This is a genomic window from Leptolyngbya sp. FACHB-8 (assembly GCF_014695575.1).
Lineage (GTDB): Bacteria > Cyanobacteriota > Cyanobacteriia > Elainellales > Elainellaceae > Vacuolonema.
This window is the reverse complement of sequence record NZ_JACJOO010000084.1, coordinates 128,254-148,722: the sequence shown is the minus strand read 5'-3', so window position 1 is coordinate 148,722 and position 20,469 is coordinate 128,254. Positions and strand designations below refer to the sequence as shown.

The following is a 20,469-nucleotide window of genomic DNA, read 5'->3' as shown; positions in this document are numbered from 1 at the left end:
ACAGTCCGAAATCAAGAAAAATTTGCGTGATAAGTAGAGGAAGCTAGGTGCTTGGGCTAAATGAACTATTTTTGCCCTTGTTGGGAGGTTACATCCTTGTAACTCAATGGTTCGTCACCCGATACTTAGCTCGGCAATGGTCGGGCTATCGTCTATTTTTTAACTCAGCTATTGCAGGAATTGTTTTGCTTGCAGTAGCTATTTTTTTGGCTCAATCGATAAAACTTGCCTTCCCACCTATTCAACAATTACTCGATGCTAGCCCATTGTCTAGTTATCCATATTTGAATGTTTCACTATTAGCTTTTTTGCTAGGTAGTGTATGTGGCAGAATCTTAAACGTCTTTCAAACTGATAAGGAATCTTTAGCCATTGACTATGCTAGGAAGTTTGGCGGCCCGCTCCAGGTTCTCTTAGCCAAAGCATTTATTGAAACCAAACAAGTGTCTATTACTTTACGTAGTGGAAAAGTCTATATTGGCTTTGTAACAAAACTGAATGATAGCCAAGATCAGGAAGAATTTATACTAATTTGGCCTCAGTTTTCTGGCTATCGGAAAGTAGAAACTAAACAACTTGAAATAACGACAGAGTATACCTCTGTATATAAACAAATTGAAGAAAATCCTGAGCAATTTGAAGGCATTAGTATTGATGATTTTCAGGTTGTTCTTCCTACTTCCGAAATTGAATCAGTTAGTATTTACGACAAGCGAGTTTTTGACTCTTTTCTAAACAAAGGGGATATAAGCTGAAACTAGCATCTACGGTGCCCACGGGCCAACAACAAGTTCCTCAAGTCCTTCTTTAGCCGCTAGTTCCAAGTTTAAGGCAAGAAGCTTTTCAATAACGTCGGCTTGAGAGGTAAAGCCGTAGGCTTGCATCACAAGGTCATCCAGCTTCTTATGAAGTTTGTAAAGTTGGCTTGCTGGCTCATAAAGATAGGCGTTGTAGAGTTAGATGATACTCCACTGCTTTTGCTCCAGTTCTTTGCTGCGATATTCATGGAGGGCGATCGCCGCGAGGGTATTTGGGGGCATACTACGGATCAGTCCGGAAGTTGACTGCAAGTAGGTGCAGTGTGTAATCAGTAGAAGCGGAAAATCTATTGGTTTAGGAAATCTCTCAACATCAAACTTAAAACATTCTCCGTAAAACCCAATGGCTAAGAAAGAATGGGCAACAAAGGACGAAATTTCTGATTTTTGCCATAAGCATAATTTGCTCTTAAGGGAAAGCTATGAAAAAGCATTTAAGGATGGCAAGCTTCCTAAAAATTTTCCTGCGAAACCTTCTCAAGCTTTAGGAACAACATGGGGTGAAATACTGTGGGTATCAGTTCCGGACTTTAAAGAATATTGTAAAAAGCATGGAATAACCAGCCTTAAACAGTATCAGGAATTACTGGAAACTGGACAACTTCCTTCCAGATTTCCACCTAAACCCTCTAATGCTTATAACTGCACACTTGAGCATCTTGGATGGGCAAGAACTGACATCAAAAAGGGTAAAAAGAAATCAGAAAACGAGGTTCGTAAAACTTTTGAGAGAATTTTGGGTGAAAAATTTAGCACATCTAGACCAAAATGGCTGGTAGTAGAAGGTAATAGGCTTGAATTAGATGGATACAGTAAAGAGCTACTGCTTGCGTTTGAGTATCAAGGTGAATATCACTATCAGGAAGTCGAAATTCATCACAAACATAGAACACTTGAGGAAGTTCAACTTAATGATGCTCTTAAATATGAAATCTGTAAAAAGCACGGTATTGATTTGATTTGTATTCCTTATACAGAGCGGGATAATGAGGAATACATAATAGCTTCATTGAGGGGATTAAACCGTCCTGAAGTCAATGAAAAATTAGACTACTATCTGGCGAATAGATCTGAAATTATTCATCAACAAATTCAGAGAGAACTTGCAGAAAATGCGAAGAATCTGAGGAAGGGACATTTTCGCTTAAAACTTGATCAAATTGAGCATTGGATGGGAGTTTACAATGATTATGGCTATGAATTTGCTATGCAATTAGTTGAACAAATAGAAAAGGGAGAGGTAGAGGTAGTAGAGGAATTAAATTTCCAGCCTGTTAAGAAGTGGGAAGTCGTGAGATTTATAGAGTTTTTGAAACAACTTAAACAGATGGGGAGGGATACGTTGAGAGTTTGTGTGCATCTTATAGATGATGATGCATAATGCAAAATTCTTATTTGTAGCTTATCAAGCTTGTTTTAGGGGAACTTCTAACCCGTAACGAGCGGCCAACAACCGTAGATCTGCTAAGTGACAATTAACCTCCAATAATTCCGATTCCTTCTGCTCCAGGTCTTGCCAGAGGACGATCGCCGCCGTTGCTTCCGCTACTTGCTCCCCCCGTAAGGTCTTACAGCCCTTTTTGCCACCTTCACCGGGCTTAAACCACCGTAGGCGGCTGTAGCTCCTTTTGCCCGCCCGATCCTTCACAGAATCCAGCCAGCACCCACGGTAGGCTTCCCCGTTGTATTGCTCCAGGTCTTGCTTAAAAGTTGCGATCGCTCCCTCTAACTCAGCTTTTCGGGCAGCGGCGGTGGCGTAATCCATAAGGATCAGAGTGTTGTGTCACTACTTTTCAAGTATGGTTTTTGCTGACACAACACGTCAATAGATGAGACTGGCTAGAGCTTGCAGCATCAAAACGAGGTCTGCTGATTTTCCCCCTTTTGTCGCTCTGCCTACGTAAGTTGAGATTTTTCAGGTTATAAGTGTTGAAAAGTCCCGCTAGACTTTTCAACACTTATGAGTAAAGGGCATGGAAAACTCCAGCGTAAGGTGCTGGAGTTTATGGGTGACAACCACGAGAAATGGTTTAAGGGAGAAGCTTTTGTGTTCCAGGAACCGGGGCAGCCTGATCAAGTTCTTTTCCACTATCCAGAATGGCATGATTTCCGAGATGTAGGAGAGTATGTGTTTGGTCTGGAAATTACTCGTTCTGAGAATATCTCCCTACACCGTGCAATCAGAAAGCTTGAAAAAGAAGGGTTGATAGAGCCACGCTACGCTTTAGACACGCCTTCCTCGTTCTGGGGCAAGGGTTCTTCCCCTCCTGGCTTTAGATATAAAAAAATTCGGCTTACACCTGAAGGTGTAGTGGTTGCCCAACGTTATCGCTCGCAAGTAAATGAAATTCACTGACAGCGATCGCCCCCTTGATTCACCAACCTCTAGTTCTCAGAAGGGGCAATTTTACCAAACGAACCCAGAAAACCCTTATTTTTCCGTTCCTGAAGTTCATCCAGTCGATCAATAGCCTCGTACAGATCCCGGTTAATAGCCTGCTGGTATCGAAGATACAGGTTCGGGTTCTGGATGCCCTGGCTCATTGTTTGTGCCTGCTGAATGCCCTCTTCTAAAGCCGCTAGGTCTTTCAACCGTTGCAAAATCTCAGAGATTCGCACCCGTGCCAGTTCGACCAATCGGGTAGCACGGGCGATCGCTTCCTGAAAATCTGCAACACGACCATTCCGCTTCTGGTTCCAAGCATTTTCTAACCATGCTTCAAAGGAGTCCTGATAGCTCCAGACCGCTGCCGCCCGATCCTCGTGGAAGTAGTTGTATTTAAGAGATTCCCGAAAAGCTGCCAGGGTCTTTTTCTCCCCTAATTTCTCGCTTTCCTCCAGGGCATTGCTCAAAGCCTTAATCAACCTTGCCAGGGTGTTAGCTTCCTTCCGCAACACAACATTGATGGGTGTGCGCTTCTCTGAGAAAGCAGCTAAATCTGCTGAGAGATCCACATCTGGAGAAGTAACGTGATCAGGAAACTGTAAAGCCTTTTGAGCTTTTAGAATTTCGATGTTAGCGATCGCCGCTTCTACAGCCCACAAGCGATGCTGCTTCAACATCCCCATTGCTGTTTGCTGAATCAAAAAATGCTCGATTGGGCTTTCTGGCTGATAGTGGTCTACCAAGCCCTGAACCAATCCTTCAAAGCTGGATAGGTCTTCCGTTACCAATAGCGGCGGTTTACGGGCTAATAACCCATGAGTCGTGGCATTTTTTGAGGCAATCATCTTTCCCCGTTCTGTCACGGGGCCACAGGATAATGCTCCATTGCGGCGGCTAATTTCAGCACGATCGGTCATAGGTGATCCTCTCTTTTTGTTCGTTGGGTAACTGGCGGCGGTAACATCCAGAACACTGGTTGAACCACCGCCAAGAGGTTAGAGAAATCAGCAGGGTAAGGTTGGCTTATCCCTATCGGCTTTTCTCAACATTCGGATGGGGATAGGACGGATTTCGTTATGGCGCTCCAGATGAACGGCTGCCCTGTCATCCTCTAGAAGATCTGCTATGACTCCAAAACCTGATGGGGTTATGACATATTCCCCAACCTCATAAAGCGGCCTAGACTGGGTAGCTTTTGAAGCATCATAAGCGTCACTAGCATCATTAACCTCTTGAAACCCTTGCTCAGAGAGGATTCCAAGTTGTGATGCTATTTCCGGATTAGGTGACGCTTCGATAAGTGGCTGAGAAATAGAGTCACCGTTGGGTGACGCTTCAGGGGGGGCGGAAGAAATAGCATCACTACTCCGGGAATTAGCATCACTAGCAGAAACGCTTTCAGGGCAAGCATTTTTACCCTTTGGTGACGCTTGTGACGCTTGTGACGCTACTTTTCCCTTTCCGTCTATCCAGCGAATCTCTATCGGGCGGCCTTTCCCAATTTTGGGATGTGACACAACCTCAATTCCCGCGTCTCTAAGGGCGGGTGTATAACGGGGGAGACTACGGCTGAGAACGTGAGCCGCTTTCGGAAAACCTACTTTACTTCCATCACCCGCCAGTTCCTTAAATAGGTCTTTCGCTAACCCGTACCATTTATCACGTCCATCCATCAGTTCCCGGATCGCCGTGGCTACTGGCGACGCTTCCAGCGATAGCTCTGTCGCTTCATTCTGATTGCCTTGATACGCCTTTAGAAAAGAACCTGGCTCCAGCCCCAATGCAGGTTCAGCAGCCACAGCAAAACGAGCAAAATCTGCCATTCGGGGCAACCGCTCTAGGGATATGGAAGGCAACCGCCCCAATGTTTGGGAAAGGGCCGTGAAGACAGCACCTAACAAACGGGGTAGAGCAGCGGCGATCGCCTTCTCCCTCTCTTCCTCTGTTTGCCGCCGCTCCTCAGAGATACGAGGTAAGTTCACCAATAGGGAGCGATCGAGTAGGTCTGGACGGTTGGCTAAGGAATCAATCCCAGTCAGAATTAGTGGGCGTAGGAATTCGGAAACGGTTTCTTCGTCGTCAGCGTAAAGGGTTCGGGTAGAAAAGCCGCCCCCCGTAGCAATACGACAAAGGGCATCCGAGCTTTCAGGCGATAGGCCACTTAGGTTATCGAATGCCAGCACCCAACGGTTTCGACATTGGATAGCCAGATCCCGTAAATCTGCAATCTTCGGCATGAGGGGAGCTTTTCCGGGATCCACAAGACGCTTCAAAAATTTGGCGGTGCTAGTTTTTCCTGCTCCCTGTTCCCCATGACAGATCAGGATTGGGTGAGAGTAAAGGGGGAAGTAGGCATATAAGAGCCATGAGGCAACCAGCACCCACGGTTCCCCCTCTAACCCTAAAAATTCCCGCAATTCCTCCAGGTTCCCGCCCCGTTCAGGAATTGGGCATTCCAGCAGGGTATCGGGGCGAATAAATCGCACGGGGCAATCCTTTGAGTCAATTAGCCCCCAGCCGCCAGGGCTAATTTCTACGGTTTTCCAATCCGACCGCCCCAAGTCAAAGTAAATTAGCCCTTCGTGTTTAGCCAATCTCAAAGCAACCTCACGGTGATCGCCCTTCGAGATAGCTTTCCACTCCAGCACCGATAACACCTGATTCAAGGTTTCTGAACCAACTACCCGCTTGTGTGTGTCATACAAAGAACCTAAAAGCCAGGTTTTGAAAGGCTTTTTTCGGATTGGTAACGTTTGCCGAACATCACGGATCAGCACATCAGCGTAAACAGTTCGATCAGGAGAAACCCAATACTCTGCACAGGTAGCCAGGTCTATCAAAAGGTTCGCTACTGGCGGGGCTTTCCCATTGACAGATTCATGTTCCTTGGATTCAGGGCGATCGCCTTCATCTTCCCCAGTATTCTGGTTAGCACCTGGCGGCGCGTGGTCTGGGAGACTAACCCCCGCATCCCTGGCTAATTCCTCAACTAAAGCAACGAATTTCGGCCCCCGTGGCTTTCCATCACCAGCTTGAATGCGATCGCGATACTCCAGGGCAGTACCGCCGAACCCACAGGACGGGCAACGCCACACCCAAATGCCGTCTTTCAGATCTGTGTAAAAAGCGGTTCCTGATTTAGATTCATGCCACGGGCAACAACCTCGAAGCTTGCCTTTAGCCTTATCACCTTGCCAGTTGTGGCCGCTCCAGGTAAACGCCTGTTCAGGGGATAAGCGGGGAAGAATTTGTTCCCGTAACATTTGCGATAGATGCGTTTTAGGATGATGGGCAGTTGCCGTTTCTATGGTTGTCCGTGCTGGAATGAGCGATCGCAATTCCTCAAAACGATAGCGGGCTTCAGATTGGTGGAAGATGTCACAGCGTGTAGGCTCTAAACCTTCCTCTAAATGCCAACTTCCAGCCAACCGCATTAATCGGCACGGTTCCTTAATAGTTTGGTCAGAACCAAGATAAGCATTAAGGTCTTCCTGGAAATCCTCCCAATCCTTTGGATCACAACTACCATCCAACGCATAGAAGGTATGGACAGAATGCCGAGTTTTGATCTGTAAGGAGGGTTCTGGCAAGCCAAATTCCCTCCAAACTAGAAATTGATCTTCAGGTGGGCGATCGTCAAACTCAAAGAAAACAGCTTTCGGATGAGCCACATCTTTTTTACTGTGGCCGCCGCCGTTTACAACAAAGTAGATGCCTCTGTAAGGGTCTTGAATGGATGGCAAGGTACTGATCGTTGCCTCAAGATTCTGAGGATATACCCCTAATTCTTTTGCTCGTGTATCCGTCATTCGCTTCCGTTTGAGCTTCCGCAAAAAGACCGTTTCATCATCCGAGTAACCTAAAAGCTTCAGTTGGATACGGGCTTGTTCCAAATCAATTGGCAGAACACTTGAATCTTGAGGAATAACAGCAGGGCGGGATACACTTAAATCAAGAGATTTTTCATTCTTTGAGTTGACCGCCCCCGCCAGGGCGGTTTTGTTTTGTGTGGGCATGGGGCTAGGCTCCCTTGATTTCGAGATTTTTCAGGTATTCATCGATCCGGGCTTCGTGCAATTCTGGGCAGTTGCGAGTAGCAAGCCAGTGTTCAAAAAGGTCTTGATCGAAAAGCACGACACGGGAACCCAACCGCCGCCAGTGAACTCCCTCGATCAGTTCCCCCTCCAGCCGTAACCGCTTAAGGGTTTCTCGACTAACCCCCGCCAGGGCCGCCGCTTGTTTGGTCTTGATAAATCTCATGGGGAAATCCCTCAATTTGGCGAGGGGAGGGTTCCCACGGGTTAGAACTAGACGGTTGAGAATTGGTAGTAATAGAGATTTGAAGTTTCTAACTAAGTTAGAATTTGCTTCACACAACTCAATTGCTCCAACGTGCAAATGGGAAATAGTCAATCGTTGACTATTTAGGTTCCACACCTTTCTAAATATTTGAAAGAGAGCGATCGCCGTATTTATAGCTTTGGCACCTCTGGTAGAAGGCGATCGCTGAAAGCCTATAAAGCTAGGTAACGGAAGTTTCCAATAATTGGAAGTTTGAACAATCGAAGTAGCATTACCAGAGGTGTAATGCTTGTTTTTAGCTCCGCCACCTCCAGCAAGAAACGATTGCCGGAAACCTTTAAAGCTAGGTAACGCAAACGTGCAGTTACTGAACGTTTGAAGAACTGAAAGAGAATGACCAAAGCTGCAATTGCTGTTCATAGCTCTGGCACCTCCGGTAGAGGGCGATCGCCGTGGTAATGCTTCAATCCCACGGCTGCATCATGGCCTAACAAACGAGCAATATCATCTGGAGGCAAGCCCGATTCTCGAAGGGCTGTCCATGTGGTGTGGCGAATGTTATTTAAGGGCAACACCCGCGATATTTCACTCCGCTTCATTAGATCTCGAAGAACTGGGTTCCACACCCGCCGATTGAAATTAGCGGTATTAATGGCGGTTCCTAACTTGAAGCTGAAAACCGGGCTTTCCGGGTTGGGTGTGCGATCGCCCCGAATCTCCGCAATAACGGCGGATAGCTGTCCATTAATTGGAAAACGGCGGGGCGTATGAGTCTTAATGCTTTTCCGAATCCGCAGATCCGAAGGTAACGCTTCACAGAAATGGATGTGCTTTTCAGTGATATGTTTCCACTGAAGCCCCGCCAGTTCTTCAGGGCGGCATCCTGTTAGAAAAGCAAACTCGATCATAGGAGCATACTTTGGGTGATGTTCCCGAAAAGCTGTCATGATCGCCGCCCGTTCTCTGTTGGTGAAAGCCTGTTGAGTTCGAGCGCTTTCCCGTTTGGTTGGCTTAATGGATTGGGCGATCGCTTGAAACGGATTAAAACCCGCCAGTTCCCGTGATACAGCCCACTTGAAACAACCAGAGAGAGCTTCTAGAACTCGTTTTGAAATCTCTGTGCTGTAGTTCTCCAGAAGCCATAATTCAACCTCACGGGGCGTATCCACTTCAACGGGTATTTTTGCCAGGATTCGAGCGATCCGCCCATAATCCCGCTGGATGGTGGATGCCTCCAGGGTCTTCGCTTTGAAATGGGTGTATTCCTCCCAAAGGGCAGCCAGTTCGGGTAGTTGGCGGCGTTTTACCCGCTCCACTTCCTCCGGTGTTACCCCTGCCAGTAGTAGCTTATAAATCTGAAGGGTTGGATCAAACTCCTGGTAAGCCAAATCCCGTTGAATCCGCTCGGCTACCCTTTCCGCTTTCCGCCGATTGTGGAGTGTGTCTTGCATTCCACATTGGAGCCAGTAGCGGCGATGATACAGCCCGCCTGATGGGCTTACTTCCTGGCGGGTAAAGGTAATTCGTAGAACTCCCTTGTTGGCCCCAACGGAAACATTACCCCGCCGTTTTGGCTTTTTAACTTTGTAGGTCATCACAGAAACCTCTTAGCGATTAATTCGCCGTGATGGTTCCCGTCTCACTTATTTCTCACAGGAAATGACCCAACCCGTTCTAAAACGCGCCAAAAAACAAAAGCTATCCCATGCTTGAATCCCTTTAGAATCAAGATGGAATAGCTGTAATCTAAACGCGCCCTGGAGGACTCGAACCCCCGACATCAGGTTTTGGAGACCTGCGTTCTACCAACTGAACTAAGAGCGCCTGCGTAACCGAACTTTATGTAGTGTACCAGGTAAGTGCAGCCTTCTGGAAGTTTTCTAAAAAATACCCGAAGGCTTTGCACGTTCCTAGTCGCATTAGAGGGCGCGGTCGAAGCGCTGCTTCAGGCGGGTTGCCTTGCCCACGCGGTCGCGCAGGTAGTAAAGCTTGGCGCGACGGGCTTTGCCTCGGCGGAGAACTTGGATGCTGGCAACTCGGGGAGAGTGAAGTAGGAAGACCCGCTCAACTCCAACACCCTGGAAGATTCGACGAACGGTGATAGTTTCATTGATCCCACCATTGCGCATGGCAATGACCGTCCCCTCGTAGGGCTGAACCCGCTCTTTGCCGCCTTCCTGAATCACCACGCCAACCTTTACGGTGTCACCTACGTAGATGACTGGCAGATCCGTCTTTAACTGCTCCGCCTCGATAGAGCGGATGATTTCCTCGGCTTTCATGGCTACTTTTCAAAACTCACAATCACTAATCATATAGCAATCTCAGGTAATTTACGAAAGATCGAGTGAGACAGTTTTTCGGATAAGCCATAAAGGTGAAACAGTCCTTTGATAGGGCTTCATTCAAGTTCAAGCCAGACTGCCCAGGTGCTATAACCCTATGGCTTCGGGTAAGACGATAAAATCGTCTTGTTTTGACAACCTGTACCTACCTGCTGGCGTTTTACCCAGGGGGTAGCTACAGACGATCGCCCGACACAAGAGCGAAGATTCATTGGACGCAGGTATGGAAACTGAAGCACCGTTACAAGAATTTGAGTCATGTCCATTGCCCGTTGAGGGTCTATCAGAGCCGACTTCAATGGCGATCGCCCAACAACTTCAGCGGGTTTCTCTGCTCACCCCACTTCACCCGAATCCAATCGCCACGACTTTTATCCGTCAGGGGCAGGGCTCCGTACCAGTGCTACTACTCCACGGCTTTGATAGCTCGGTGTTCGAGTTTCGCCGCTTAATCCCCCAACTTGCAGCGCAGCATACTACCTGGGCTGTTGATCTGTTGGGTTTTGGCTTCACCGAACGTAAATCCGATGTGCCGATTACCCCGGAGGCTATCAATCAACATCTCTATGCTTTTTGGAAAACGTTGATTGCTCAGCCTGCCGTGCTGGTTGGGGCCTCGATGGGTGGGGCAGCGGCGATCGCCTTTGCTCTCAACCACCCCGAAGCCGTTTCAAAATTAGTCCTTCTAGATAGTGCTGGCTACACCGTAGGCCCGGCTCTGGGTCAGTTTTTGATGCCACCCCTGGAGAACTGGGCTACAGCGTTTCTCCGGAGCCCTAAAGTTCGCCAGGACATTGCTGTAAAGGCTTATCACGATCCGGTTTGGGCCTCCGAAGACGCCGCCCGTTGTGCCGCCCTGCACCTGTCAGCCCCCGGATGGCAGCAAGCTCTTATTTCGTTCACCCGCAGCGGGGGTTACCGCTCCTACCGAACTCGTCTGGCAGAACTGAAGCAACCTACCCTGATCCTTTGGGGCCGCTCTGATCGCATTCTAGGGATTCGAGACGCTGAGAAGTTTGCAGGGGCGATCGCTCACAGCCGTCTGGTCTGGGTTGACGCTTCTGGTCACGTCCCCCACCTGGAACAACCTCACTTTACCGCCAACCAAATTCACCAATTCATTACGGCCCGTTCAGATTAAAAATAACTTTTGAGGGCAGGATGAAACGCTGCCCTCAAAAGTGGTGCAAACTTGCCCCGAAACACTGAAGTGGAAGAATTTCCGTTACTATCGTCGCATTAGCGTTTTGTGGAATCCAATGATTTCAGACCTCCAACGTGCGCTCTCTGCTGTTACTCTACCCGCCGATTGGGTTGGAATTCGGGCCGTGCGCCAGCAGTCTACTTACCGATCAGTGCGAGATGGTCTCCCTCAGGGAAATAGCCGCTCCTTGAATCAGGGAGCCATGGTGGAGGTCATGGCAGGTGGCCAGATTGGGTATGGTGCGGTCAACTCTCTCGACCCGGATGCGATTCAGGAGGCCGCTAGGATTGCCTATGAGCAGGCGATCGCAGCTCAAGCCTGGGCCATTCATTCTCTGACCCCATCGGTGCGGCCTCCCGTGGTTGGGCAGTATGTTTCGCCGGTTGAGAAGCCGTTAGATGTGCTGTCTGTGGGCGATATTAACGATATTCTGGTGCGGCTTTGCAACACCTTGAAGGTGGACGATCGCATTGTTCAAACCTCTGCTATGGCTACGACCGAAGAGGTTGAAACCTGGTTTGTTAGCAGTAATGGCTCTGATGCTTACCAAAAGTTGGTGCTGCTACAAACGCATTATGGTGCCACTGCCCAGGATGGTGCTGTTGTTCAACAGCGCACCGACAATGGCCCTCTGGCCCATTGCTATCAGGGGGGATGGGAACTGTTTCTAACCCAACATTTATGGGATCGCGCCCATCAGATTGGGGAACAGGCAGTAGAATTGCTCACTGCTGAAGAATGTCCCACCGAGCGTACCACCCTGGTGCTGGCTCCCGATCAGATGATGCTGCAAATCCATGAGAGTGTTGGGCATCCGCTGGAACTCGATCGCATCCTGGGGGATGAGCGTAATTACGCAGGAGGCAGCTTTGTGAAGCCAGAGGATTTTGGTTCTCTATCCTATGGCGCGCCCCTGATGAACATCACCTTTAACCCCAATGTGCCCGGAGAATTTGCCAGCTACCGGTTTGATGACACGGGCGCTACCGCTAGCAAGGAATACTTGATTCAAGAAGGGCGGCTTCTGCGAGGGTTGGGTAGCCTGGAGAGCCAGCAGCGTTTAGGGGTACCTGGTGTAGCTTGTGCCCGAGCTTCTTCCTGGAATCGACCTCCGATTGATCGAATGGCTAACTTGAATTTAGAAGCGGGAACTGAATCCCTGGAAGAGTTGATTGGCAACATTGAATCTGGGGTATATATGGAAGCCAATCGTTCCTGGTCGATTGATGATCAGCGCTACAAGTTTCAATTTGGTTGCGAGTATGCCCGTAAGATTGAACAGGGTAAGCTGACGCAACCACTGCGCAATCCCAACTATCGGGGAACCACACCAGAGTTTTGGCACAGTCTTATGAAAGTTGGTCGCCCCGACACGTGGGAGATGTATGGCACGCCCTACTGCGGTAAAGGAGAACCTAACCAGGCCATTCGTGTGGGTCATGGCTCTCCTGTGTGCGCTTTTGATGGAGTGGAAGTCTTTGGTGGTGGTTAAGCGAGCTTAGCTGGGCTGCCGACAAAATTTTCCTGTCTTCCCCTCAAAAAGCCGCACCCGGTACTGAAGTTAGGGTAAAAAACCCTAGAATTATCAAATAATTTAAGACTGACTCTAAATTATGAGTTCAATCCTCCACTCATCTGATGATGCACCCCGTGGACCTATGGCCACTGAATCAACCTCTAACTCGGAAATGGCGATCGCATCCACCAATGATCTCTTTCTGAGGCATCGTCTCCGCATCGTGGAGGACCTGCTTGAGGCAGTTTTGTATCAGGAATGTGGGCAGCAATTGGTGGATCTGCTGCGGCAGCTACGTACTATGTCGTCCCCAGAGGGGCAGGCTCCTGAAGCGGAGAATCTGGCTGTTGTCGACATCATCGAAAAGCTCGATTTAAACGAAGCAATTCGAGCGGCCCGAGCTTTTGCGCTGTATTTTCAACTTATTAATATTGTTGAGCAGCATTACGAGCAACGGGGGCAGCAGCAACAGTACCGGGCTATTTACGAAGAGGTGAATGTTGATTCCCCCCTCCAGCAGGCAGAAGGTGAATCAGCCAATGGGTTGCATACCTCATTTCTGGAGCGTACCCTCAACGACTTTCCCAGCCTTAACCGCAGCAAAACCTTTCAGGTGTTGTTCCCCTGGCTGCTTAACCTTAACGTTCCACCCCAGCAGGTGCAACGTCTGATCAATAAACTCGACATCCGGCTGGTTTTTACGGCTCACCCAACGGAAATTGTACGGCACACCATCCGCCACAAACAGCGACGTATTGCCCGTATCCTGCGCCAACTGGACTTACTGGAAGATAACGGTATGGAGAAACCTGGCATCTCCTCTTCTCTGGAAGCTCAGTTGTTGCGGGAGCAACTGATGGAAGAAATTCGCCTCTGGTGGCGTACCGATGAGCTTCACCAGTTCAAGCCCACCGTGCTGGATGAAGTAGAGTACACCTTGCATTACTTCCAGGAGGGGCTGTTTGATGTGGCTCCTCAACTCTACCGGCGTCTTCAGCAAGGGCTTCAAGGAAGTTTTCCCAGCCTAAAGCCACCCCAGTTTAACTTCTGCAAGTTTGGTTCCTGGGTCGGTTCAGATCGCGATGGCAACCCCTCCGTGACCCCTGATATTACCTGGAAGACTGCCTGCTATCAGCGGAATATGGTGCTGGAGAAGTACATCCAGTCCGTGAAGCACTTGACTAATCTACTCAGCCTCTCCCTGCACTGGAGTGATGTACTGCCCGAGTTGCTCGACTCCCTGGAGCAAGACCAGATCCAACTGCCTGACATCTATGAGCAACTGGCGATTCGCTATCGTCAGGAACCATACCGATTGAAGCTGTCTTACATCCAGAAGCGCTTGGAAAATACCCTGGAGCGTAGCGTCAAGCTTTACGAGGGGGATTACTTCCAGAGCGAAATTCCTGATATTAATCCGGCGATTCTCTATGCTTCTGGGCAAGATCTTCTGCGGGAATTAGAGCTGATTCGCCGGAGCTTGCAAGAGACCGGCTTGGAATGCCGAGATCTGGAGAGTCTGATCTGTCAGGTTGAGATCTATGGCTTTAACCTGGCTCAACTGGACATTCGTCAGGAAAGCTCGCGGCACTCTGACACCATCAACGAAATTCTAGAGTATTTGCAACTCCTACCCACTTCCTATGCCGAGATGTCTGAGGAGGAGCGGGTTGCGTGGCTGTCGACAGAGCTGAAGACTCGCCGTCCGCTGATCCCAACAGAATTACCCTTCTCAGAAAAGGCCAACGAAATTATTGCCACATTCCGCATGGTTCGGCAACTGCACCAGGAATTTGGCCCTTCTATCTGCCAGACTTACATCATCAGCATGAGCCACCACGTGAGTGACCTGCTGGAGGTGCTACTGCTGGCGAAGGAGGCTGGGCTTTATGATCCTGCGACTGGAGCCGGTAGCCTTTACGTAGTGCCGCTGTTTGAGACAGTGGAGGATTTGCTGCGGGCTCCTGCTGTGATGAAAGAATTGTTCGAAATGCCACTTTACCGGGCATTTCTGGCAGGGGGCTATGCTGCGATGGTTGAAGCTACCCAAACCGAAGGGGCGTTGGTACCTGGCCTGCAAGAAATTATGCTGGGTTACTCCGATAGCAACAAGGATTCTGGCTTCCTCAGCAGCAACTGGGAGATCCATAAAGCCCAGCAATCTCTGCAGCGGATTGGTGAAGATTATGATATTGCCTTACGGATCTTCCACGGTCGGGGTGGTTCGGTCGGTCGGGGTGGCGGCCCTGCCTATGAGGCGATCCTAGCCCAGCCAGGACGTAGCATTGATGGCCGCATCAAGATTACGGAGCAGGGTGAGGTGCTGGCTTCTAAGTACAACCTGCCCGAACTGGCGCTGTATAACCTGGAAACCATTGCAACTGCGGTGATTCAGGCTAGCCTATTACGGAATGGATTTGATGATATTCAGCCCTGGCACGAGATTATGGAGGAGCTGGCGGCGCGATCGCGCGCCCACTACCGTGCCCTGATTTACGAACAGCCAGATTTCGTTGAATTTTTCCACCATGTCACTCCAATTGAGGAAATTAGCCAACTCCAGATCAGCTCTCGTCCTGCTCGTCGAGGCGGTAAGCGTGACCTGAGCAGCCTGCGAGCCATCCCCTGGGTGTTTAGCTGGACTCAAACCCGCTTTCTGCTGCCCTCCTGGTATGGAGTGGGGACGGCTTTGAAAGAATTCCTCGACGAGGAACCGGAGGAGAACTTGAAGCTGCTGCGCTACTTCTACTACAAGTGGCCTTTCTTCAAGATGGTGATTTCTAAGTGCGAGATGACTCTGGCTAAAGTGGATTTGCAGATTGCTCACCACTTTGTGCGAGAGTTGTCGCCGGGGGATCAGCGCGATCGCTTCCAACAACTCTTCGAGCAGATTTCGAGTGAGTATTACCTGACTCGTGAGTTAGTCCTGAAGATTACGGGCCATAAGAAACTGCTGGATGGTGACCCCGATCTGCAACGCTCGGTTCAGTTGCGAAATGGCACCATCGTACCTCTCGGTTTCTTGCAGGTGTCCCTACTGAAGCGCTTGCGGCAACATAAGAGTAATGCAGCTTCTGGAGTCATCCGTTCGCGTTACAGCCGGGGTGAGCTGCTGCGGGGAGCGTTGCTCACGATTAACGGTATTGCTGCGGGAATGCGGAATACGGGTTGATTGCTTCAATCGATTGAGTGGACAAAATCATAAAGCTCTTTGCAAAAAGGGATGGGCGCTCAGCGTCCATCCCTTTTTGCAAAGAGCTATCGGAACTAGAGCATTTGTGTTGTGGATGGTGTGCTTCGCACACCATCCACAACACAAATGCGTAAGTCCTGCCCAAGTGAGATTATCGGAGAATCAGTGGGGGCGGTGGGATGTTAACATCCATGTTCAAATTTGCCCAGTTAACGGGAGTTTGATAGGACCGTTCTGGAGGAGGCTCTGGGTTATCGGGAATGCCGATTTGGAGGCGATCGCCCAACTCCCGAGGAATTCCTCCATAAGCTGCTAACAGGCGTCGAGCCTCAAGCCCGGCTTGGGTTTCGGGAGAAATTTGGTGCAGGCGATTAATGGCCGTATCCCAGATTGTCCAAACCTTTTCCCAGTCCGTTGCTGTAACGGCTTTCGCATGCTTGTTCTGGGCTTGCTGAATTTCTTGCCGCGCAATGAACAATTCCTCCTGGCCAACTGCTTCGAGGGCTCGTTGTTCTTTTGCGAGGGCTAATTTAGGGCGGTAAAGTTCGAGCTTTCGTTCCGCAAAAGCGTACAGGGGGCTATCGGGGGGAATAGCCTCAAGTTTGTCGATGGTATCCTGCCACAGCAGCTGAATGGTAGCCCAGCTCTCAAGTTGGTTGATAAAGTTCTCGCTTTTATCCCAGGCGGTAATAGCGAGCCTAGCCGCCGCCATAGCCTGCTCCAACTGCTTGGTCTGTTCCCGGTAGTTCGCGGATAACGTGCGAGCTTCGGGCGATCGCCCTGACCATGGGGGAATGGTCTCCAACAAGCTCACGGCTCCCGTCAGATAGTCCTGAGCTTCTTTGAGATCATCGTAGTTTTGAGCTACGGCTAAGCGTTGTTGGAACTCTTGACCCAGAGTCTGAGCGGTTTGTAACTGAGGGCAAGCGCCACCTACACAAGGTTGGCTCACCAGATAACCACTCAGGGCCATGCCCATCACGGCAGTTACTGCCAGGGAGTTTTCAATACCATTAACCCAGGCCCAGTTTCCCCGGTTATGGACGACTTCCCAATCTACAACGTGAATTTCAGGCGCTAATAATGCTCCCCGAGGTTGCAAGTCCTCACTGAAGGGAGTAGCCTTATCGGCGGCTATATCCTCCAGCCATGCGGTGATTTGCACGGGCTCGGTAAGCTCCTCAGGCACAACAAACTCGCGTTGGTCATCAACTAAGAAGTGGCAACGGGCGTAGGGGAGGGGCCGTCCCAGCACTCGTAAGTAAAGCCGCACTCGCCGGGTAAAGGCCAATCGAAACGATGCGACAAGATTCTGGAGCGACTGCAAAACCTGCACGGGTTCCAGAATGACCTCTGGTGGGTGAAATCCCACAATGATGAGACGGCCATCCTGAAACCCGCAGCGAATGCCAACAGGGATATTGCGCTCCTGAAGCAGTGTTTCTAAATGGTTTCCCAGGCTCCTTAATTCCGCTTCTGTAATGGTCGCGTCCATAGCCGTTGCCCCCAGCTGAAGGATGTACCTGCGATCGCCAGTCAGTTCTATACCTTTCCTATTGTTCTAACGGCAGAGGCAGAATCAGGAAAAACTCGGGAAACATCAGCCTTGTAGCAACCAACGGATGCATCTATCGACGGATGTATCCGATATTACATCTGCTATTTTTCAAAGCTGAAGCTTTGTCGCTGGGCGGCAGCAAAGTCCAGTTCTGAAACAAGGTCAGGCGCTATAGAACAGGGATGCTGAGGGTAAAACAGGTTTGTTGCATCCTGCTATTGACGGCGAGGCTTCCCCCTAGACGCCGGGTCAATTTTTGTACCAGAGCCAGCCCTAAGCCCGTACCGCTATGTTGCCAGGGATTCTCATTCGGTAAGCGATAAAACTTGTCAAAGATATGGGGTAACTCACCTATAGGTATTTCAACCCCAACATTGACGATGCTGATCTCAACTTCTACGGGATGATAATCAGCCCCAAGTAATGGTTGCACGCGAACCGCGATCGCACCATCGGCCGGTGTGTATTTGCAGGCGTTGTCCAGCAACTCCGATACAATCCGCTCCAGAATTCGCAGATCTGTGTTCAAAGGGGGAAGTTTCGCGGCGAGTAGCAGGTCGAACTGCTGGCCTGCGGTTTTGGCACGCTCGGCGAAAGGTTGTACCAGTTGGGGGAACCAGAGGTTGAGATCGAGGGCAGTACGCTGCAACGGCTTTGGATCCGTTTCAAGCTGGGATAAATCTAACAAGTCATTAATCAGATTTGTTTCCCGCTGGCATTGAGTATTCAAAATTTCGAAGTAGCGGTGAATGGGAGTGCCACTCTCCAGGCAGCCCATGCGCTCCAGGTTGATCCCCAGCATTTGAATGGCCATCTTGATGCTGGCCATGGGGGTGCGTAACTCGTGGCTGACTGTGCTGAGAAAATCATCCTTCAATCGATTTAAGCGCTCCAGTTGCATCACCTGAGCCTGAGCCGCTTGGAACAACCGGGACTGTCGCAGGGCGATCGCACATTGATTAGACACCAGCTCCACCAGCCGCAAGTCCTGATCGCGGAAGGTTGAGTACTGCTGAGTAATGAGCCAGAGGTCTCCCAATACCCCCAGGTCATCCTGAATGGGGCAGGCAAACATCGCCACCCGACCCCGTACTGGGTTAGGAAAGATTGAGCAAAACTGAAAGCAAAGGCCGTTTAAGAGCTGACCATAAATCTCCGGAAACGCCTGCATATCAGCCACATGCCCTTCAAACGGAACTCCCAGGGTAATGTGCTCGTAGCGAATGGTTGAGGTACCCCGTTCCAGATCATAAAGGGCTGCATTACAAGACTGAACCCCCAGGGCGATCGCTAACTCCTGCACAGCCGTTTGCAAAATTTGATGCTCATCCAGAGAGTCTCGTACCTTGTCGGTGATGCGCTTAAGGGTGGCTTCGAAATCGGCAGCTAACTCCAACTGCGCACTGTGGGCTTGCACCTGCCGTTCTAGCTCAGCAATGCGGCGGTAAAGCTGACGACAAACTTCAGCCTCTTGAATCGCAATCGCCAGATGCAGTGCCATCGTGTGGAGCAGGTCCCTCGGTAGTTCTCGGTTGCGCTGGGTTTGCACGTATAAAGCACCCCATAAAGCTGTCCCTCCAGCTTCATCCGGGCTATCTGGTAACCCCACCAACCACTCCCCTCGGCCCCCATCGATTGGAAGCCCCAATTCGCTCAGACTCAGGCTCTCCAGGGAAATAGGAGTAGTGGAAAGGCGGGCTTGCAGGCGATCGCCCGGGTCCGCAAAGATGGGAGGAAAAATACATCCTGACCCTTCTTGCTGGCCTGCCATGGCTACAACCGTCCAAGTTTTTTGAACTGAAGAGTAGTGCAGCACAATAGCACGGGTAACCGATAAGTGCCGGGCGATCGCTTGAACACCTCGATTCAAAAGCACTTTCAAATCAACCGCTGGGTGCAGAGCCTCGATAAACTGGCTTAACGTCCTATCCATCTCCGCTGCCGAGATTGCAACGGGTAGAGTGTTCTCAGAGGGGTGTGGAGATTTTGTGATGGGCGTTAATTGGGAGAATACCAGCAGCGCGTGTTCAGGACTAATCGGTTGAAAGGCAATGGAAACTTCGGTCAGCCCGATCTTTAGCTCCAAACAGAACTGCTCCTGTTGGCTATGTTTCCCTTCTTTTACTCGCCGTTGAAGTCTTTTACGTTCTTTTGGCGTCTTGCAATACTCCATCAGTAAGGGAGGATCGCTCTCTCCTACTTCTGGCCAGTCAACCAAATTCCAGAAGGCTGTGTTACCGAGGTAAAGCTGAGTGGTATGGCGATCGCATAAAACAGCCGCTAGAGGAATCACAGCCAGTAACTCCTGAGCCTTAAGCAGGGCGGCTTCAGCAACACTAACACTCAAGGGTGCCTCATCGTCGGGCACTTCGGGAACAGGGCTTATGGCAGGATAACCCATATACACTCAACGGATGGGGAGCAGAGGAACTGGGAGCCGCGCAGAACTGGTGAGAAGGAAAATACTCTGGATTTATCAGGGAAACCCAGGATAGACGCAGCTTGATAGGAACTCTGGAGCTGTTGTTAACACAAACCGGCACTGAGGGTGCTCATGGATCAGCATCCCTATGGCCAGGCCAGCATAAGGGTCAGTACAGGTTAGAGAGGGATTGACTCGATTAAAGTTCAGGATGATGCCCTTAGTAGCAAGTGTTCCTGTAACTTCCCTGCTTTTCTACCTCCTCATCATGCCCAAAAAAAGGTGTCGGTCATCACCAATGAGACTTTAGGAGGTTTCTGCATAAGAATTTACCCAGAATGTTGGTGCTTTGCCCGCGAAGCGGGCAAAGCACCAACATTCTGGGGGTAATTTCATTACTGGAAATCTCCTTAGATGGAAGTGGGTTTTGTGAGCTGAGAGGCTGAATCAAGCTAGTTTTTCAGCTCACTACATCTAAAATTTTCGTTACGTTATAAAACGCTTTCTTAGAGCCTATTTGAACGACCAATATGGGGAGGGTGGAGTGCGTACGCACCCCACCCTCCCCATATTGGTATGTTTGAAGGTAGGGGTGCAAAGCACCCCTACCTTCATGAGCCGACTTAAGCCATCGAGTATTCGGGTTTACTTTAAAAGTAATTTTTTGTGCGCTTTGTGCACAAAAAATTACCCTTTCAGCCAGCTTTAAAGCACTCTCTAGTTCT

General features: G+C 49.8%; 14 protein-coding genes and 1 tRNA gene. 6 read left to right on the top strand and 9 right to left on the bottom strand.

What is annotated here, in order from left to right; translation table 11 throughout:
• The first annotated feature begins 47 nt into the window (after positions 1-47).
• A complete protein-coding gene (locus H6F91_RS24030) occupies positions 48-755 on the top strand; it encodes a hypothetical protein (protein ID WP_190770929.1) in 708 nt (235 codons plus the stop codon).
• Between the two features lie 406 nt (positions 756-1,161).
• A complete protein-coding gene (locus tag H6F91_RS24020; protein WP_190770930.1) occupies positions 1,162-2,199 on the top strand; it encodes a hypothetical protein in 1,038 nt (345 codons plus the stop codon).
• A 24-nt stretch (positions 2,200-2,223) separates the two neighbouring features.
• On the opposite strand, the gene H6F91_RS24015 is transcribed toward H6F91_RS24020, so the two are convergent.
• Positions 2,224-2,583, bottom strand: a complete 360-nt coding sequence (locus tag H6F91_RS24015; protein WP_190770931.1) for a hypothetical protein — start codon at positions 2,581-2,583, stop codon at positions 2,224-2,226.
• Positions 2,584-2,823: 240 nt separating this feature from the next.
• On the opposite strand from H6F91_RS24015, the gene H6F91_RS24010 reads away from it, so the two are divergent.
• A complete protein-coding gene (locus tag H6F91_RS24010) occupies positions 2,824-3,174 on the top strand; it encodes a MarR family winged helix-turn-helix transcriptional regulator (protein WP_190770932.1) in 351 nt (116 codons plus the stop codon).
• 29 nt (positions 3,175-3,203) lie between these two features.
• Here the strand turns inward: H6F91_RS24010 and H6F91_RS24005 are convergent, their stop codons facing one another.
• The 6 genes from H6F91_RS24005 to rplS form a co-directional block, all read right to left on the bottom strand.
• Positions 3,204-4,121: a hypothetical protein gene (locus H6F91_RS24005; protein ID WP_190770933.1), complete on the bottom strand. Its 918-nt coding sequence runs from the start codon at positions 4,119-4,121 to the stop codon at positions 3,204-3,206.
• Between the two features lie 87 nt (positions 4,122-4,208).
• Positions 4,209-7,220 (bottom strand): hypothetical protein, encoded by a 3,012-nt coding sequence (locus tag H6F91_RS24000; protein ID WP_190770934.1) that lies wholly within the window; start codon positions 7,218-7,220, stop codon positions 4,209-4,211.
• A 4-nt stretch (positions 7,221-7,224) separates the two neighbouring features.
• Positions 7,225-7,464, bottom strand: coding sequence for a helix-turn-helix domain-containing protein (locus H6F91_RS23995; protein ID WP_190770935.1), 240 nt, complete (start codon positions 7,462-7,464; stop codon positions 7,225-7,227).
• Between the two features lie 458 nt (positions 7,465-7,922).
• Entirely contained in the window at positions 7,923-9,101 is a 1,179-nt protein-coding gene (locus H6F91_RS23990) for a tyrosine-type recombinase/integrase (RefSeq protein WP_190770936.1), read from the bottom strand.
• A gap of 156 nt (positions 9,102-9,257) precedes the next feature.
• Positions 9,258-9,330: transfer RNA gene (locus H6F91_RS23985), tRNA-Trp, on the bottom strand.
• A gap of 95 nt (positions 9,331-9,425) precedes the next feature.
• The gene (gene rplS / locus H6F91_RS23980; RefSeq protein WP_190770937.1) at positions 9,426-9,788 is read right to left on the bottom strand and encodes a 50S ribosomal protein L19; all 363 of its coding nucleotides are present in this window, start codon (positions 9,786-9,788) and stop codon (positions 9,426-9,428) included.
• A gap of 286 nt (positions 9,789-10,074) precedes the next feature.
• Between rplS and H6F91_RS23975 the strand changes: the two genes are divergently transcribed.
• From H6F91_RS23975 to ppc, 3 genes are all read left to right on the top strand, one after another.
• Positions 10,075-10,992 (top strand): alpha/beta fold hydrolase, encoded by a 918-nt coding sequence (locus H6F91_RS23975; protein ID WP_190789519.1) that lies wholly within the window; start codon positions 10,075-10,077, stop codon positions 10,990-10,992.
• A gap of 118 nt (positions 10,993-11,110) precedes the next feature.
• Positions 11,111-12,547: a TldD/PmbA family protein gene (locus H6F91_RS23970; protein ID WP_190770939.1), complete on the top strand. Its 1,437-nt coding sequence runs from the start codon at positions 11,111-11,113 to the stop codon at positions 12,545-12,547.
• Positions 12,548-12,713: 166 nt separating this feature from the next.
• Positions 12,714-15,743 (top strand): phosphoenolpyruvate carboxylase, encoded by a 3,030-nt coding sequence (gene ppc / locus H6F91_RS23965; RefSeq protein WP_199308020.1) that lies wholly within the window; start codon positions 12,714-12,716, stop codon positions 15,741-15,743.
• Between the two features lie 172 nt (positions 15,744-15,915).
• Here ppc and H6F91_RS23960 read toward each other — a convergent pair whose 3' ends face one another.
• Complete coding sequence (locus H6F91_RS23960; protein ID WP_190770941.1) at positions 15,916-17,259, bottom strand: hypothetical protein; 1,344 nt, start codon at positions 17,257-17,259, stop codon at positions 15,916-15,918.
• A 232-nt stretch (positions 17,260-17,491) separates the two neighbouring features.
• Positions 17,492-19,723 (bottom strand): GAF domain-containing sensor histidine kinase, encoded by a 2,232-nt coding sequence (locus tag H6F91_RS23955; RefSeq protein WP_190770942.1) that lies wholly within the window; start codon positions 19,721-19,723, stop codon positions 17,492-17,494.
• Positions 19,724-20,469: the final 746 nt, after the last annotated feature.